Consider the following 16,031-nt stretch of genomic DNA (forward strand, 5'->3'; position numbering starts at 1 on the left):
GAACTTGCTTCTTACCGCGATCATAGCCTATCTGGCCATCACTGTGGTCATAGGCGCCTGGTCCTCCAGGCTGGTAAAAAGTTCTGATGATTTTGTATTGGCGGGAAGATCGCTCCCGCTATTTCTTTCTGCTTCTGCCCTATTTGCTACCTGGTTTGGATCCGAAACTATCTTTGGCGCTTCCTCAGTTTATCTTGAAGAAGGCCTGATCGGTGTAATCGAGGATCCCTTCGGAGGCGCTCTTTGTTTGGTTTTGTTTGGGATGTTCTACCTCCGTCCCATGTACAAAATGGGGGTTTTAACCATTGGTGACGTATTCAAAAGGATTTTTGGAAGCCGGATTGGTTTCTTTGCTTCCATTTTCATGATTCCGGCTTACTTTGGCTATGTAGCTGCCCAATTGGTTGCCTTAAGTTTGGTCTTGGGCGCCGTGACGGATATTAGCTTGACAGAGGGAATTTTGATATCTGCTGGCATAGTGGTTTTCTATACTTTTTTGGGAGGAATGTGGGCCATTTCCATTACCGATTTCATCCAAACCACCATGATTGTCATCGGATTGATTTGGGTTGCATTGATGGTAACCCAGGAAGCCGGGGGAATGGAGAAAATCCTTTCTCAAGCTCCTCCTGAAAGTTTTCAGTTTTTTCCTCAAGCGGATATACTCTCTTGGGTTAATTATTTTGGTGCATGGATCATTCTTGGACTAGGGAGTATCCCTTCACAGGATATCTATCAGCGGGTCATGTCCGCCAAATCCGAAAATATTGCGGTAAAATCCACCTATTTAGCCGGAGGGTTTTACCTTACTTTTGGGCTTCTACCATTATTTATCGCACTTGGGGCAAAAGTCCTTTACCCCGAACTTTATCTGGAAAACAAACAAATGCTGCTGCCATCAATGGTGCTTCAACACGGAGGTTTACCTGTACAGATAGTCTTTTTTGGAGCCTTGATCTCAGCGATTATGAGTACGACCAGTTCGGGTTTACTTGCCCCTTCTGCGATTATATCAGAAAACCTCATCCGCCCTTATTTCGGAGAGAAGCTTGATGACAGGCATTTCCTGTGGATATTGCGCGCAAATATTGTCTTAGTAGCAATTATTGCCACCATCATGGCTACCATCAAATCCAATATTTATGAATTGGTAGCTGGAGCTTCTATATTGATGCTGGTATCCCTATTTGTTCCAATCACTACTGGGCTATACTGGAGAAAAGCATCAAAAATGGGCGCATTGATGTCCATGGTTTTTGGAATGATCGCTTATTTGGGATTTCAAAACTTTGAAACACTCATCCCGGCTCACCTTCTCGGGTTGGCAGTCAGCGCTCTTTCCATGCTATTCGGCAGCTATAGATTCCCTGACAAAAAATCACCATCGAATGAACTACTCTAAAATCATATTAAAAAAGGGAAAGGAAATCTCCCTCAAAAGAAGACATCACTGGGTATTTTCAGGCGCTATTGCCCAAATGGAACCCAATTTAGAATCCGGACAATTGGTTGAAGTTCTTTCCTCCAATAAGGAGTTTTTGGGAATAGGACATTTTTCCAATGGTTCCATTATGGTTCGGATTATTTCATTTGAAAAAAGAGAAATCAACCAATCCTTCTGGAATGAAAAGATCGCCTCTGCTTATTCTTTGAGAAAAAGTTTGGGCCTGACCGAAAACCCTGAAACGAATGTTTACAGACTGATCCACGGGGAAGGGGATTTGCTTCCCGGCCTGATTGTGGATTTTTACAATGGAACTGCTGTAATCCAGGCCCACCATATAGGAATGCATCAGCATGTAAGTGAAGTCGCTCAAGCCATTCAAAATACCTATGGAGATAAACTGAGCGGAGTTTTTGACAAAAGTGCTGAAACGCTTCCCAAAAATCTGGGGATAAGCTCCAATGAATGGATCATTGGAAAGCCTGAGACTGACTTGGTCCAAGAATATGGAGCGACCTATCGTATTGATTGGGAAAAAGGTCAAAAAACCGGCTTTTTTATAGATCAGAGAGAAAACCGAAAACTGCTGGCTTCTTATTCAAAGGACAAAAAAGTATTGAATACTTTCTGCTATTCAGGAGGTTTTTCGGTATTGTCCTTACTTGAAGGGGCTGCAGAAGTTCATTCCGTGGACATTTCCCCTAAAGCAATAGAACTGACAGAAGAAAACATAAACCTAAACAGTCAAATCAAGGAAAAGCATGAATCCAAGGTGGCTGATGTGGTCAAATACATCCGTGAAATTGGTGACGACTATGACATTATCGTTTTAGACCCACCTGCATTTGCCAAAAACATCAAAGCCCGGCACAATGCCGTGCAGGCCTACAAGCGGCTCAATGCAGAAGCCTTGAAAAAGATTAAAACAGGAGGTATTTTATTTACATTCTCCTGCAGTCAAGTAGTGGACAAGGCATTGTTTACCCATACCATTACTGCAGCTGCACTGGAATCGGGAAGAAAAGTCAAAATCTTACACCAACTTTCCCAGCCTGCCGACCACCCCATCAATATCTTTCACCCTGAAACAGAATACTTGAAAGGCCTGGTACTTTTTGTGGAGTAAAATTTCAAACAAATTACCGGGTACTTTATTCTCTTTTCAACTATTTTCATCCAAACAAAAACTAAAAACATGTACACAGGGATACAACATTTACATTCAGGCTTGGCTTATCTGGTCCTGATTGCCTTGATTATTGTGATCGTCTTAATGCTAGTTGGTTCATTGACCGGCAGGGATTTCACCGAAAAAGACCGAAAAATTGCCATGGTCGCATTTATTCTGGCCCACATTCAATTGTTGGCAGGCTTGGTACTTTACTTTATCAGTCCTTTGGGTCTTGAGCTTTTGACTGGAGGAGGTGCAATGTCGGATCCAATCGCAAGGCTTACGGCGCTAGAACATCCCTTGATCAACATCATTGCAATTGTCCTCATCACTGTGGGCTATTCCCGAGCTAAAAAACTGGAATCTTCCCGCTCAAAATTCAGAAGCATTTACATGATGTATGCTGTTGCGCTTGTGTTGATTCTAAGCAGAATCCCCTGGGGCTCTTGGTTGGGATAATCACATTGTAATCCATAAAAAAATCCGGACTCTTCAATCCGGATTTTTTTGTTCCCATTGGAGTTAAAAACCTCCTTTTATAATCTCTGCTATTTCTCCTAGTTCCTCTTGGGACAGTTTCAATTTAGGTCGTGTAAAATTGATGTCATCCATGGTTTTTAAGGGAACCAAATGAACATGCACATGTGGAACTTCCAGTCCAATTACTGCCACACCGATTCGAGTACACTTGATGGTCTTGTCTATAGCCTTGGCCACTTTTTGAGCAAATACATGTAAATCCGCCAATTCCTGGGGCTCCATGTTGAAAATGTAATCCAGCTCTTTTTTGGGGACTACCAAAACATGCCCTTTAACCAAAGGCATGATGTCCAAAAAAGCAATATGATGATCGTCTTCAGCGATGATGTGGGCGGGAATCTCCCGGTTGATGATTTTTGTAAAGATGCTTGCCATAATACCCGAAAATAAAAAATCCCGGCGAATACCGGGATATAACATTTCGAAAAGAAATTCTTAATAACTGATTTCCAAAATCTCAAATTGCAATACTCCAGCAGGTGCATTGATATCCGCGATATCACCAACTGATTTTCCAACAAGTCCTTTTCCAAAGGGAGAGGCAAGGGAAATCTTACCCGCTTTCAAATCCGCTTCTTCCTCAGAAACCAGCGTGTAGGTAACTGTCATTCCGTTTTTGACATTTTTGATTTTAACGGTGCTCAAGATTCCGATTTTGGACTGATCCATTTGGGAATTATCCAAAACCCGGGCATTGCCTACCACAGCCTCCAACTTTGCGATTTTAAGTTCCAAAAGTCCCTGAGCATCCTTTGCTGCATCATATTCAGCATTTTCACTCAAGTCACCTTTATCTCTCGCCTCTGCAATCTGACGAGCGATATCAGCTCTTCCTTTAGTCTTCAATTCCTGAAGCTCATCTTTCAGCTTTTTCAGTCCCTCTTCGGTGTAGTATTGTACTTTACTCATAGTTTTTCGACTTTACACAAGGCACAAAAAACAAAGTAACGGTCACATGGAGGGGACCGTTACTTTGTTTGTTGCCTCTGATATTTATAAGACAAAGATAGTAATTGTCAAATAGAAAGCAATAAGGTAGAATTTACCTCAACCTTCAAGATTTTGATTTCCCAAAGGCCTCCCGGATCTGTTTTACCAGTACTTTGTTGATCTTTTCATAAGATTCAAAAGTCCATCCGGCAACATGGGGACTGAAAATCACATTTCCTCTTGATGCCAATTTCTCAAACTCCTCTTTTTGTTCAGAAGTGAATTTTTGAAATTTTTCATTTTCCAAAACATCCAGGACAGCACCTTTTAACACTCCTAAATCCAAGGCATCATTCAGGGTTTTAAAATTAATTACTTCTCCCCTAGCAGTATTGATCAACCAAAATGGCTTATGAAAACTCTTTAATTCTTCCAAAGTAAAAAAACCTCGGGTTTCAGGAGTCAAGGGTACATGGATGCTAAGAACATCCGCTTCAGCTTTCAATTTTTCCCAAATCACCTCCTGCACTCTATCGGTTCCGAAGTCCTGCTTATACTTATCATATACCAGTATTTCCACTCCAAACCCCCGGAGCCTTTTCGCAAAAGCCTCTCCCATATTGCCAAAGCCCATGATCCCAACGGTCTTCCCCATGAGTTCATGTCCACGGTTTCCTTCCCGATCCCAAATTCCTTTTCGAACCTCTGAATCCGCTTGGATCAGATGGTTAAACAAAGCCAAGAGTCCACCGATTGCGTGCTCGGCAACTGCATCCCGATTCCCCTTTGCTGCATGAAACAGCTGAATTCCACGCTCAGCCATAAAATCAAGATCAATCTGATCCAAACCCGCTCCTGCCCGACCGATAAACTTCAGGTTAGATGCTTTTTCCAGCAACTCACGGTTCATGGGAGTTTTGGATCGGATGATCAGTCCATCGTAATCTCCTACTTGCTCGATGATTTCTTCGCGGGTGATTTTAGGAGAATAAGTTACGTGGTGACCGTCCTTTTCAAGCATAGGAATAATGCTTGAATGCATCTCGTCAATAATAAGAATCCTCATGGTATTATAAATTCAGCAAAAGCATAGCCACCCCAAAATAGACCGCCAATCCCAACAAATCATTGGTAGTGGTGATAAAAGGACCCGAGGCAATGGCAGGATTGATTCCAAAACGGTTGAGAACCAAAGGAGTCACTGTACCCATAAAAGAGGAAAGCAAAACCACACAGAAAAGTGCCGTGCCTACAGTAATTCCGAAAATCGGTTCAAAGCCATATAAAAAGACAACCACACAAAAAACAAAGGTCCCTAAAACAATGCCATTGATAATTGCTATGGAAAAGCCTTTTATAAATCTCTGTAAGGGAGTATCGTCAAATACTGACTTGGTAGCCAGGGATTGTACAATCAAAGAAGAAGCCTGTATCCCGACATTTCCCCCGGTAGCCGCCACCAATGGGATAAAAGAAGCCAGCGCCAGATACTTGCTGAGTCCAACCTCGAAAAAACCAATAATCTTGGCACCCATCAAGCCACCAATGACACCAATCAACAACCAGGGCAATCTTGCTTTAGTAATCAGGAAAATAGAATCGGATTCCTCAATATCCCCGGAAATACCGGCCATAGCCTGAATATCTTCCTCAGCTTCTTCCCTTACTACATCCAAAATGTCATCCACTGTGATCCGGCCCACCAATTTGTTTTTTGCGTTGACTACCGGGACGGATTCCAAATCATACTTTCGCATGATTTCGGCGACCTCCTCCTGATCCATATAGGTCGGAACAGAGACTACTTCCTGCTCATAGATGTCTTCAATTTTGGTTTCGTCAGATGCCAAAACAATCTTTTTCAAGGAAACTCTTCCAAGGAGATGCTGCCGATTATTTACCACATATATGGAAAAAATCTTCTCTACATTTTCTGCCTGTCTCCTAATCTCATTAATGGTCTGGACTACACTCCAATTCTTATTGGCCCGGATATATTCCTTTGCCATGATACCCCCAGCGGTATCTTCTTCGTAGCGAAGGAGTTCGAGAACCTGATCTGATTTGATCTTGTCCTCAAAATGGCTGATTACCTCTTCCCTTTCACGCTCCCCAAGCAGATTCAAAATATCCGCTCCATCATCCGAATCCATCAATTCTATGTAGGAGGCGATCTCGGCTTCCGGTAATTCCTTTAGTACTCTGAATAATGAATTATCATCAAGCTCGATAAGAATATCCGCAGCCAACTGCTTCTCAAGAGCACGTAGGACATAGATGGATTCCTCCATGGAAAGCTCATCCAATATGGCTGCGATATCCGCCACATTGACTCCATCCAGGGATTCTACAATAAACCCAAGGTCCTCCGATTCTATCCCTAACCGAAGGCTTTCCAGGTATTCTTTCGAAAGTTCGAATTGCTTAATGATTTCCACGAGAGGCTTCTATTTGTTGGGTTAGAAATACAAAATCTGCCACATCCAACTGCTCGGCACGTTTATCCATCAAGGAATGAGCCTTCAGGTCTTCGCTCAGCTGAAAAGACTTCAGTGAATTTCTCAGCGTTTTTCTCCTATTGCCAAATCCAGCTTTTACGACCTGAAAAAACAACTTTTCATTACAATCTAGCTTTTCCGTTTCGTTTCTGATCAGCCGGATCACACCTGAATTAACCTTTGGAGGAGGATTGAAAACTTCGGGAGGAACTGAAAACAGATATTCTATATCATAATACGCCTGAAGCAATACCGACAATATCCCATAATCCTTGTTCCCCTTTGGAGAAGCTATACGTTTAGCCACTTCCTTTTGAAGCATACAAACCACCTCTGTGACTTTTTGTCTTTCCTCCAATATCCGAAAAAATATCTGGGAGGAAATATTATAGGGGAAATTGCCTGCTATTGCATAGCGCTCCGGCAAAAGTTTGCCCAGATCATGTTTCAGATAATCCCCTTCAATAATCCTATCATTTAATTGGGGATACTTTTTATGCAGATATTCAATCGATTCTGTATCAATATCGATCAGATACAGCTCCAAAGGGTTTTTTAACAGGAAATCCGTCAGCACTCCCATTCCGGGACCGATCTCCAATACACAATCAACTCCTCCATGTCCCGTTACAGCCTGAGCTATTCGCTCCGCAATGCTCAAATCGGTCAGAAAGTGTTGCCCAAGATGTTTTTTGGCTCTGACTTTTTCCATCGAATAGCTCTGATAAATTTTTATAAATTGCAGCCTAAAATTAAGATAATATTCCTAAAGGTCTAAAGTCCTACTTTTAACCGACTGAGTTTAACATACACCCTGTTTTATGAGCACAAGAACTTCCAAACCCATAATAGGAATCAGCATTGGTGATATCAATGGAATCGGAGCAGAGGTTACCATGAAAGCCCTACTGGATAACCGTACCCATAAAAACTTCACCCCTTTGATCTATGGGCACGGCAAAGCAATCAGCTTTTATAGAAAGGCCCTGGGCATGGAGGATTTCAACTTTGTACAGATCAGGTCCATAGATGAAATCCAGCACAAGAAAGTGAACGTAATCAATGTTTTGGAAGAATGTCCGGAAGTAATTCCGGGAGTAGAAACCCATGAAGCGGGAAAATTGGCCCTAGCTGCATTGAAGGCCGCTATGGAAGACCTAAAGGAAGGGCATATTCAGGCCTTGGTTACAGCACCTGTCAATAAGAACAATATCAATTCTGAAGAATTCCGCTTTGTTGGTCATACTGAATTCATTACCGAATCGGTTGGTGCAAAGAAAAGCCTGATGTTCATGGTCTCAGAACAACTCCGAGTAGGATTGGTGACTGGACACGTCCCTTTGGCAAAGGTGGTTCAAAATGTCACTCCTGAAAGGATCAAGGGAAAAGCCAACCTGATGCTTGAAAGCCTTCAAAAGGATTTTGGCATCAGCAAACCTAAAATCGCCATTCTCGGACTCAATCCTCATGCAGGTGAAGACGGGCTATTGGGTGATGAGGAGGAAAAAATCATCAAACCGGCAATTCGGGATTTAAAAGATGAAAACAAAATGGTTTTTGGCCCTTATCCTTCTGATGGGTTCTTTGGAATGATGCATCAAAGCAAATTTGATGGGATTTTGGCCATGTACCACGATCAGGGACTAATCCCATTCAAATCCATTGCCTTCAGTTCAGGTGTTAATTTTACAGCTGGCTTACCGGTAATCCGCACCTCACCTGATCATGGAACTGCTTATAATATTGCAGGGAAAAATCTGGCAGATGAGGGATCAATGAGAGCGGCAATTTTTCTGGCAGCAGATATCATCCACGAGCATCAGGCGGCTTTGGAAGAAGCATAATAAAGGATAGGAAAGACTTTAGATTAAAAACCAAATATTATTTTCCGAAGTATTTCAGAAAAATTAAAATAATACCTATTTTTGCGGTCTTAAATCAGGAGGAGAAATCGTGAAATTCTTGAGAAGCTTTGATATTGAGGTAATTAAGTTCAAAGAAGGGCTGCACGAGATCGACTTCTCGATCGGAGACAGCTTTTTTCAACAGTTTGAAGACAACGACCTGGTTGAAAAGGGAAACTTGACCGTACGGGTCATGATGAACAAAGGAGCAAATTTAATTGAGATGAGTTTTCGCATTGCGGGAACCGTCAGATTGACCTGTGATAGAAGTTTGGAGGAATTTGATTATCCAATCGACACTACACAAGAGATCATTTATAAATATGGCTCTGAAGAAAAAGAAATTGATGAAGATGTCTACATGATCACCAGGGATACCCCTTCAGTGAACGTAGCTCAATTGATTTATGAATTCATCATTCTTTCACTTCCTGCTAAAAAAATCCATCCTGATTATCGAAACGAACTTGATGATGAGGATCTTGAGGCAGAAGGTGGCTATGTATACATCGACGATTCTTATGAAGACGATGGTGAAATAGCAGAAGAAAATGAATCCGGAGAAAATGAAGATGAAATAGCAGATCCCCGCTGGGAGATGCTTAAAAAGTTAAAAAATAAAGAACAATCATAAACCACGCATAAAATGGCACATCCTAAACGCAAAATTTCGAAAACCAGAAGAGATAAGAGAAGAACTCATTACAAGTTGGAGGCTCCAGGTTTGGCTAAATGCCCTACTACAGGCGAAATGCACCTTCCTCACAGAGCGTTCTGGTTGGACGGTAAGTTGTATTACAAAGGAAATGTAATCATCGAAAAAGAAGTTTTGGCTTAATACCCAGAACCAAACATATAAAATCCATCCTGTTGACGGGATGGATTTTTTGTTTATAGCTAATCCCATATCTCAGATTACCAGCACTCTAGCCTTCAAGAAGATGATTTCTTTTGGTGGTAAGAAGCAATTGTAATATTTTTGGCACTCCTTTATAGAAGCTAACGACCAATGCCAAAACAGAGGTCTGTCATCCAAACCTCTGAAATAAACAAAATCAAATGGACAAAATAAGAGCCATGATCACCGGTATACAGGGATATGTACCCGAATATCGGTTGACCAACAAAGAACTTGAAAAGCTGGTAGAAACCAACGACGAATGGATCACCTCCCGTACCGGCATTAAAGAAAGAAGAATCCTCAAAGGCGAAAACCAAGGCACCTCAGTAATGGGAATTGAAGCTGTAAAAGGCCTTTTGGAAAAAACCAATACCGACCCACTGGATATTGAGCTGATCATTTGCGCTACTGTAACCCCTGACATGCCTTTCCCGGCAACTGCAAATATCATTGCCGATAAGGTAGGTGCCAAAAACAGTTACAGTTTTGACGTTTCAGCCGCCTGTTCCGGGTTTCTGTATGCCCTCCAGTTAGGCTCACAGTTTATCCAATCCGGTACACATAAGAAAGTGATTGTAGTTGGTGCTGATAAAATGTCCTCCATTGTGGACTATCAAGATCGTACCACTTGCATCTTATTCGGTGATGGAGCCGGTGCCGTTTTATTGGAGCCCACTACCGAAGAATTTGGTGTGATGGACGCCATCCTCAAGGCAGATGGATCTGGAGAACCTTACCTTCACATGAAAGCCGGAGGAAGCCGCAGACCAGCTTCCCACGAGACCATCGATGCACGTGAGCATTACGCTTATCAGGAAGGTTCCACTGTATTTAAATTCGCCGTTACCAATATGGCGGATGTTAGTGCGGAAGTAATGGAAAGAAATGGACTCCAAGGAGAAGATATTGCCTGGTTGGTTCCTCATCAAGCCAATAAGCGAATCATTGACGCAACTGCCAACCGCATGGGAGTAGGTCCTGAAAAAGTAATGATGAATATTGAGCGCTATGGAAACACTACCGCGGCCACTATTCCTCTTTGTCTTTGGGACTACGAAAAGCAACTCCATAAAGGTGATAACCTAATTTTAGCTGCTTTTGGCGGAGGGTTCACTTGGGGAGCCATCTATGTAAAATGGGCACTAGATCCTAAATAATTCACGGAAAATAAATTCACTGATATATGGCAAGTACTGCAGATTTTAAAAATGGACTTTGTCTGGTAATGAACAATGACATTTATAGCATTGTGGAATTTCAGCACGTGAAGCCCGGAAAAGGAGCTGCTTTTGTTCGAACCAAACTTAAAAGCCTAACGACCGGCAAAACCCTGGACAAAACCTTCAATGCGGGTGAAAAAGTCACTACTGCTAGAGTTGAAAAAAGACCCAATCAGTTCCTTTATGCGGACGATATGGGATACAACTTTATGGACACCAATACCTTCGAACAGATCGTGATCGAGGAAAAATTAATCGAACGTCCTAACCTTCTGAAGGATGGACAATTGGTTGACATCTTGGTACATGACGAAACTGAAACACCCCTTGCGGTTGAATTGCCTCCTTTTGTGGAGTTGATGATTACCTATACCGAACCGGGTATTAAGGGAGATACTGCTACCAACGCTCTAAAACCAGCAACTGTCGAAACAGGAGCTACCGTAATGGTCCCTCTATTTGTGGAGCAGGACACCATGATTAAGGTGGACACTAGGGACGGATCTTACTCGGAAAGAGTGAAATAAGTTACTTTAAGCTGTGCGATTTTCTTAAATTACACAGCTTTAATTGTTTTTAAACCCAACTAGTGCTTCAGAGCACACAACTAATATTCCTATGAAAGCAAAAGAAATCCAGGAGTTAATTGACTATATCTCAAATTCAGGACTTGCTGAGGTTAAAATCAAGACTGAAGAGTTTGAACTATCCATCAAAAAATACACAGAAGCTCCTCAGGTCAGAGTGGTAGAAGGACCTCATGCGCATATTCATGCTCCTGCCCCTGTTCCAGCTCCCGCTCCTGCAGCTCCTCAGGAAAGTGTAGCGGCGGCTCCTGCTCCAGTAGCCTCCAACTTGGTGGAAATCAAATCCCCAATGATCGGTACCTTCTACCTGACTCCAAATCCAGATTCAGATCCTTTCGTAAATGTAGGCGATACTATTAAGGCAGGACAAACAGTTTGTATCATTGAAGCTATGAAGCTTTTCAATGAGATTGAATCGGAGATATCCGGAAAAATCGTCAAAGTATTGGTTTCCAATGCTACCCCTGTTGAATATGATCAGCCTTTGTTCCTTGTAGATCCGGCAGGATAATTTTTCCACCCAAACTACTACGCTGTGTTTAAAAAAATATTAATAGCCAATAGAGGAGAAATCGCCCTGAGAGTCATCCGTACCTGCAAGGAAATGGGGATCAAAACAGTGGCAGTTTATTCTACGGCCGACAAGGACAGTTTGCACGTTCGTTTTGCCGATGAAGCTGTCTGTATAGGTCCTGCCCCAAGCAGGGAATCTTATTTGAACATTCCAAGAATTATTGCAGCAGCAGAGATCACCAACGCTGATGCAATCCATCCTGGATATGGCTTTCTTTCCGAAAATGCCGAATTTTCAAGAATCTGTGATGAATATGGAATAAAATTCATCGGAGCTTCTGCTGAAATGATCGGAAAAATGGGAGACAAAGCCACCGCAAAGGCCACAATGAAGGCTGCAGGCGTGCCTACCATTCCCGGATCGGAAGGCTTACTTGAATCCGTAGATCAAGGATTGAAGCTAGCCCAAGAAATGGGATACCCTGTCATTCTAAAAGCTACAGCCGGTGGTGGTGGACGAGGAATGAGAATCGTCAAAGAAGACAAGGAATTCAAAAAAGCATGGGATGATGCCAAAATGGAATCCGGTGCTGCTTTTGGAAATGATGGACTTTACCTGGAAAAATTCGTTGAGGAACCTCGCCATATTGAAATCCAGGTAGTAGGAGACAGCAATGGAAAAGCTTGTCACCTATCTGAAAGAGATTGTTCTATTCAAAGAAGACACCAGAAGCTTGTTGAGGAAACCCCTTCCCCATTCATCACTGATGAACTTCGAGAGGCTATGGGAAAAGCCGCCATCAAAGGTGCTGAAGCCATTGGATATGAAGGAGCCGGAACCATTGAGTTTCTCGTTGATAAAAACAGAAACTTTTACTTCATGGAAATGAACACCCGAATTCAGGTGGAGCATCCAATTACTGAAGAAGTAACAGATTTTGACTTAATCAAGGAACAGATCAAAGTTGCTGCCGGTGAAAAAATCAGCGGAAGAAATTATTTCCCGAAACTATACGCTATGGAATGCCGGATCAATGCGGAAGATCCTTCAAATGGATTCCGTCCAAGTCCTGGCAAGATCAACTACCTCCATTTCCCAGGGGGCCGTGGAGTAAGAGTTGATTCCCATGTTTATGCAGGATATGTGATCCCGCCAAACTATGACTCCATGATCGCGAAACTGATCGTCAGTGGTCAATCCAGAGAAGAGGTAATTGTACGCATGAAGCGGGCTTTGGAGGAATTTGTAATCGATGGGATTAAAACTACGATTCCTTTCCACATTGCATTGCTTGAAGACGAGCAGTTTAAAGAAGGAAACTTCACTACCAAATTCCTGGAAACATTTGATTTCTCGAAGGTTAAAGCCTAAAACAGAATCCTGTAACTATAGAAAAGCCACTCCATGGAGTGGCTTTTCTGCTTCCTGTCAAAAACCGGAAAATATTGCACCCAATAAAACCAAGAACATCGCAGCTGCAGCAAGAACAGCAACAGTCCCCATCCCCAAAACAAAGCCAGCAGTGGCCCCACCACTGAAGCGCTTCACTTTTATTGCTTTCAATTCTCCTAAATCCAAAGAACGAACCTGTTCTTTTTCCTCATTGACCCCATTCGACTTTTTCACCAACATCTCCAAGCCTTGAGGCATAATTCGAATCAATTCCCCTTTTAAAATTTCATCTGCAAAAGTCACAACGATGACATGGTCCCCAATCCTTAACTTCTGAAGATCAGCCTCAACAAGCCCTTGGGTTCTATCAGCGTTTTTTGGCTTGAGATTTTGAACCGGACGATAGGTTTTGCATGAAAAGGAAAGAAGCAAAATCGAAAAAAACAGAAGTTGAGGCAACTTACCCATATAATCAGGAAATTAAGTGAAAATAAAAGCTTCCTATTAAAGTTATGCAAATTGGAATGCCATTCATAAAACCTTTATGAAAGAAAATTAACCTTTTGTATTTTTTTTCCATAACTTATTTGCTTTAATAGAATCAAACCCAAATGGCCTTTGCTAAATCCTTGAATTTTGCGGGGATTATATCCCTTCTTTTTTTTGCTTGGAGCTGTAGACCACCCCAAATGGAGACCCCCGATCTACAGAACGGAGACCAAGTGAGCTACAATTTCCATATCCGTCCTATTCTTTCGGATAAATGCTTCGCTTGCCATGGACCAGACGCGAATAAACGGGAAGCAAACCTCAGGTTAGACACCCCTGAAGGCGCTTTTTCAGCACTAAAGGATAGCCCTGGAAAGTATGCTTTGGTCGCAGGCAAACCACAGGATTCAGAACTCTATCATAGGATCAGTTCCTCTGATCCAAGTGAACTCATGCCTCCTCCCGAATCAAACCTCAGTCTTTCGGAAACCGAAGTGGCTTTGTTGAAAAAATGGATAGAACAAGGAGCAGAGTACGAGCCTCATTGGGCTTTTGTGAAACCTAAAAAATCACAGCTTCCAAATTCAGATAGTTGGGCAATAAATGAAATTGATCTCTTCACGCTTAAAAAGATGAAGGAGAAAGGATTGACCCCCAACCCAGAGGCGAAACCTCATGAATTAATTAAAAGAGCAAGTCTGGATCTAACGGGGCTCCCACCCAGTCCTGAAATGATTGAGCGCTTTGGGGATTTTTCGGGGGAAAACTCTTATGAAAACCTCTTGGATGGTTTATTGGCACAAAGCAGTTTTGGTGAAAAACTCGCCATCCTTTGGTTGGACATTTCCCGCTATGCAGACAGCTATGGCTACCAAGATGATAATATCCGAAGCCAATGGCCCTACCGGGACTGGTTGATCCATGCATTCAACAAAAACCTACCCTATGATGAGTTTCTAACCTGGCAATTGGCCGGTGACCTTATACCAAATGCTTCTAAGGAACAAATCCTTGCCACAGCATTCAATAGAAACCATAAATACACGGAAGAAGGCGGTGTCATTGATGAGGAATACCGCATTGAATACGTGCTGGACAAAACCAACACCTTCAGCAAGGGCATTCTAGGTATTACAATGGAATGTGCACAATGCCACGACCACAAGTATGACCCCTTTTCCCAAAAAGACTACTTCGAGCTATTTGCCTTTTTCAACAATAGCCCGGAAAAAGGGTATGAAGGAGATGTAAGTATTTCAAAACCTGCCAAAACCCCAATTCTATGGGTTGAGCAGGAAGATCTTTCGGGCATTCTAAATTTCATCAATCACGAGGATACTACCCGACTGAGCATTTCGGTAATGGGCGAGTTGGAGGAAAAAGAAAAACGCACCACCTACATTTTAGACAGAGGTGTGTATGATGCTCCTACCCTTCCCGTAACTGTCTCTACTCCAGCTTCTATTTTAGAATTTCCAGAAGATTTGGAGAAAAACCGGTTGGGGCTTGCAAAATGGGCTACCAGTCCGGACAATCCATTAACAGCCCGGGTTTTCGTTAACCTGATTTGGCAGGAAATCTTCGGTACTGGAATAGTCAAAACAGCAGGAGACTTTGGAATGCAGGGAGACCTCCCTACCCACCCTGAACTTCTGGATTGGCTGGCAGTGGACTTTATGGAAAACGGCTGGGACATCAAACGCCTTTTGAAGCAAATTCTAAGTTCGGCCACCTATAAACAGTCTGCAGTGATTTCGGAAAAGCATCTGGAATTGGACCCCGAAAACATTTTCCTATCCCGGGCCCCCCGACTAAGACTTCCTGCCGAAAACATTCAGGATTTGGTTCTGGCTAGCAGTGGATTGCTATATCCCAAAATCGGAGGTCCAAGTGTCAAACCCTATCAACCTGAGGGAATTTGGGAGTCGGCTTCTTCCGGCCGGGGTGTTCTTGCCACCTACGTACAGGATAAGGGAAACGACCTGTATAGGAGAGGAATTTACAATTTCATCAAACTGACTGTTCCGCCACCAAAGGCCATCATTTTTGACTCAAGCAACCGAGATCGCTGTGAAATAGGAAGAGGAAGAACCAATACTCCCCTTCAAGCTTTGGTAATGCTCAATGACCCCATGGTTCTGGAAGCTTCAAGGGTGTTGGCGGGAAAAGTGCTGGAGGAAGGCCATGATCCCAAAAAAGCTATTCAAAGTGCCTTCAAAAGAATACTCTGCAGAGAGCCTATAAAGGAAGAACAGGATTTGCTTTTGGCCTACTTTGAAGATCAACTTAATCGATTTGAGCTCAGCCCTGAGCAAATACGCCCAAGTTTAGAAGTTGGAGAATATCCACTTTCCGAAAACCAAATCAATGCCCAAACAGCAGCAATGATGCAAGTAATTGTAAGCCTGTACAACATGGAGGAAACCATTACCAAAATTTGA

The 16,031-nt window shown here is 42.6% G+C and carries 17 protein-coding genes; 11 read left to right on the forward strand and 6 right to left on the reverse strand.

Annotation, left to right across the window (positions count from 1 at the left end):
* Positions 1-4 precede the first annotated feature (4 nt).
* From P2G54_RS15745 to P2G54_RS15755, 3 genes are all read left to right on the forward strand, one after another.
* Positions 5-1,402, forward strand: a complete 1,398-nt coding sequence (locus tag P2G54_RS15745) for a sodium:solute symporter family protein (RefSeq protein WP_275872505.1) — start codon at positions 5-7, stop codon at positions 1,400-1,402.
* Positions 1,389-2,570 (forward strand): class I SAM-dependent rRNA methyltransferase, encoded by a 1,182-nt coding sequence (locus P2G54_RS15750; protein ID WP_275872506.1) that lies wholly within the window; start codon positions 1,389-1,391, stop codon positions 2,568-2,570. Before P2G54_RS15745 ends, P2G54_RS15750 begins: the two co-directional genes overlap by 14 nt.
* 69 nt (positions 2,571-2,639) lie before the next feature.
* Positions 2,640-3,074, forward strand: a complete 435-nt coding sequence (locus tag P2G54_RS15755; RefSeq protein WP_275872507.1) for a hypothetical protein — start codon at positions 2,640-2,642, stop codon at positions 3,072-3,074.
* A gap of 63 nt (positions 3,075-3,137) precedes the next feature.
* Here P2G54_RS15755 and P2G54_RS15760 read toward each other — a convergent pair whose 3' ends face one another.
* From P2G54_RS15760 to rsmA, 5 genes are all read right to left on the reverse strand, one after another.
* Positions 3,138-3,530, reverse strand: coding sequence for an HIT family protein (locus tag P2G54_RS15760; RefSeq protein ID WP_275872508.1), 393 nt, complete (start codon positions 3,528-3,530; stop codon positions 3,138-3,140).
* A gap of 60 nt (positions 3,531-3,590) precedes the next feature.
* Entirely contained in the window at positions 3,591-4,064 is a 474-nt protein-coding gene (gene greA, locus P2G54_RS15765) for a transcription elongation factor GreA (RefSeq protein ID WP_275872509.1), read from the reverse strand.
* Between the two features lie 145 nt (positions 4,065-4,209).
* The gene (locus tag P2G54_RS15770; protein ID WP_275872510.1) at positions 4,210-5,151 is read right to left on the reverse strand and encodes a 2-hydroxyacid dehydrogenase; all 942 of its coding nucleotides are present in this window, start codon (positions 5,149-5,151) and stop codon (positions 4,210-4,212) included.
* Positions 5,152-5,155: 4 nt separating this feature from the next.
* Positions 5,156-6,523: a magnesium transporter gene (gene mgtE / locus P2G54_RS15775; RefSeq protein WP_275872511.1), complete on the reverse strand. Its 1,368-nt coding sequence runs from the start codon at positions 6,521-6,523 to the stop codon at positions 5,156-5,158.
* Positions 6,510-7,295 (reverse strand): 16S rRNA (adenine(1518)-N(6)/adenine(1519)-N(6))-dimethyltransferase RsmA, encoded by a 786-nt coding sequence (rsmA, locus tag P2G54_RS15780; protein WP_275872512.1) that lies wholly within the window; start codon positions 7,293-7,295, stop codon positions 6,510-6,512. The genes mgtE and rsmA overlap by 14 nt, the downstream gene beginning before the upstream one ends.
* A 109-nt stretch (positions 7,296-7,404) precedes the next feature.
* On the opposite strand from rsmA, the gene pdxA reads away from it, so the two are divergent.
* The 7 genes from pdxA (at position 7,405) to accC (ending at position 13,080) form a co-directional block, all read left to right on the forward strand.
* The gene (gene pdxA / locus P2G54_RS15785; protein WP_275872513.1) at positions 7,405-8,427 is read left to right on the forward strand and encodes a 4-hydroxythreonine-4-phosphate dehydrogenase PdxA; all 1,023 of its coding nucleotides are present in this window, start codon (positions 7,405-7,407) and stop codon (positions 8,425-8,427) included.
* A gap of 109 nt (positions 8,428-8,536) precedes the next feature.
* Positions 8,537-9,121 (forward strand): DUF177 domain-containing protein, encoded by a 585-nt coding sequence (locus P2G54_RS15790; RefSeq protein ID WP_275872515.1) that lies wholly within the window; start codon positions 8,537-8,539, stop codon positions 9,119-9,121.
* 12 nt (positions 9,122-9,133) lie between these two features.
* Positions 9,134-9,325, forward strand: a complete 192-nt coding sequence (gene rpmF, locus P2G54_RS15795; RefSeq protein ID WP_275872516.1) for a 50S ribosomal protein L32 — start codon at positions 9,134-9,136, stop codon at positions 9,323-9,325.
* Between the two features lie 221 nt (positions 9,326-9,546).
* Positions 9,547-10,545, forward strand: coding sequence for a beta-ketoacyl-ACP synthase III (locus tag P2G54_RS15800; protein WP_275872517.1), 999 nt, complete (start codon positions 9,547-9,549; stop codon positions 10,543-10,545).
* Between the two features lie 26 nt (positions 10,546-10,571).
* Positions 10,572-11,135 (forward strand): elongation factor P, encoded by a 564-nt coding sequence (efp, locus tag P2G54_RS15805; RefSeq protein WP_275872518.1) that lies wholly within the window; start codon positions 10,572-10,574, stop codon positions 11,133-11,135.
* A 91-nt stretch (positions 11,136-11,226) separates the two neighbouring features.
* Entirely contained in the window at positions 11,227-11,706 is a 480-nt protein-coding gene (gene accB, locus P2G54_RS15810) for an acetyl-CoA carboxylase biotin carboxyl carrier protein (RefSeq protein WP_275872519.1), read from the forward strand.
* 24 nt (positions 11,707-11,730) lie between these two features.
* A complete protein-coding gene (accC, locus tag P2G54_RS15815) occupies positions 11,731-13,080 on the forward strand; it encodes an acetyl-CoA carboxylase biotin carboxylase subunit (RefSeq protein ID WP_275872520.1) in 1,350 nt (449 codons plus the stop codon).
* Between the two features lie 57 nt (positions 13,081-13,137).
* On the opposite strand, the gene P2G54_RS15820 is transcribed toward accC, so the two are convergent.
* Positions 13,138-13,569, reverse strand: a complete 432-nt coding sequence (locus tag P2G54_RS15820; RefSeq protein ID WP_275872521.1) for a hypothetical protein — start codon at positions 13,567-13,569, stop codon at positions 13,138-13,140.
* 221 nt (positions 13,570-13,790) lie between these two features.
* Here P2G54_RS15820 and P2G54_RS15825 point away from each other — a divergent pair, with 221 nt between their 5' ends.
* On the forward strand, positions 13,791-16,031 hold the full coding sequence (locus P2G54_RS15825; RefSeq protein ID WP_275872522.1) for a PSD1 and planctomycete cytochrome C domain-containing protein: 2,241 nt from the start codon (positions 13,791-13,793) through the stop codon (positions 16,029-16,031).

It is taken from the genome of Algoriphagus sp. CAU 1675, assembly GCF_029222925.1.
Lineage (GTDB): Bacteria > Bacteroidota > Bacteroidia > Cytophagales > Cyclobacteriaceae > Algoriphagus.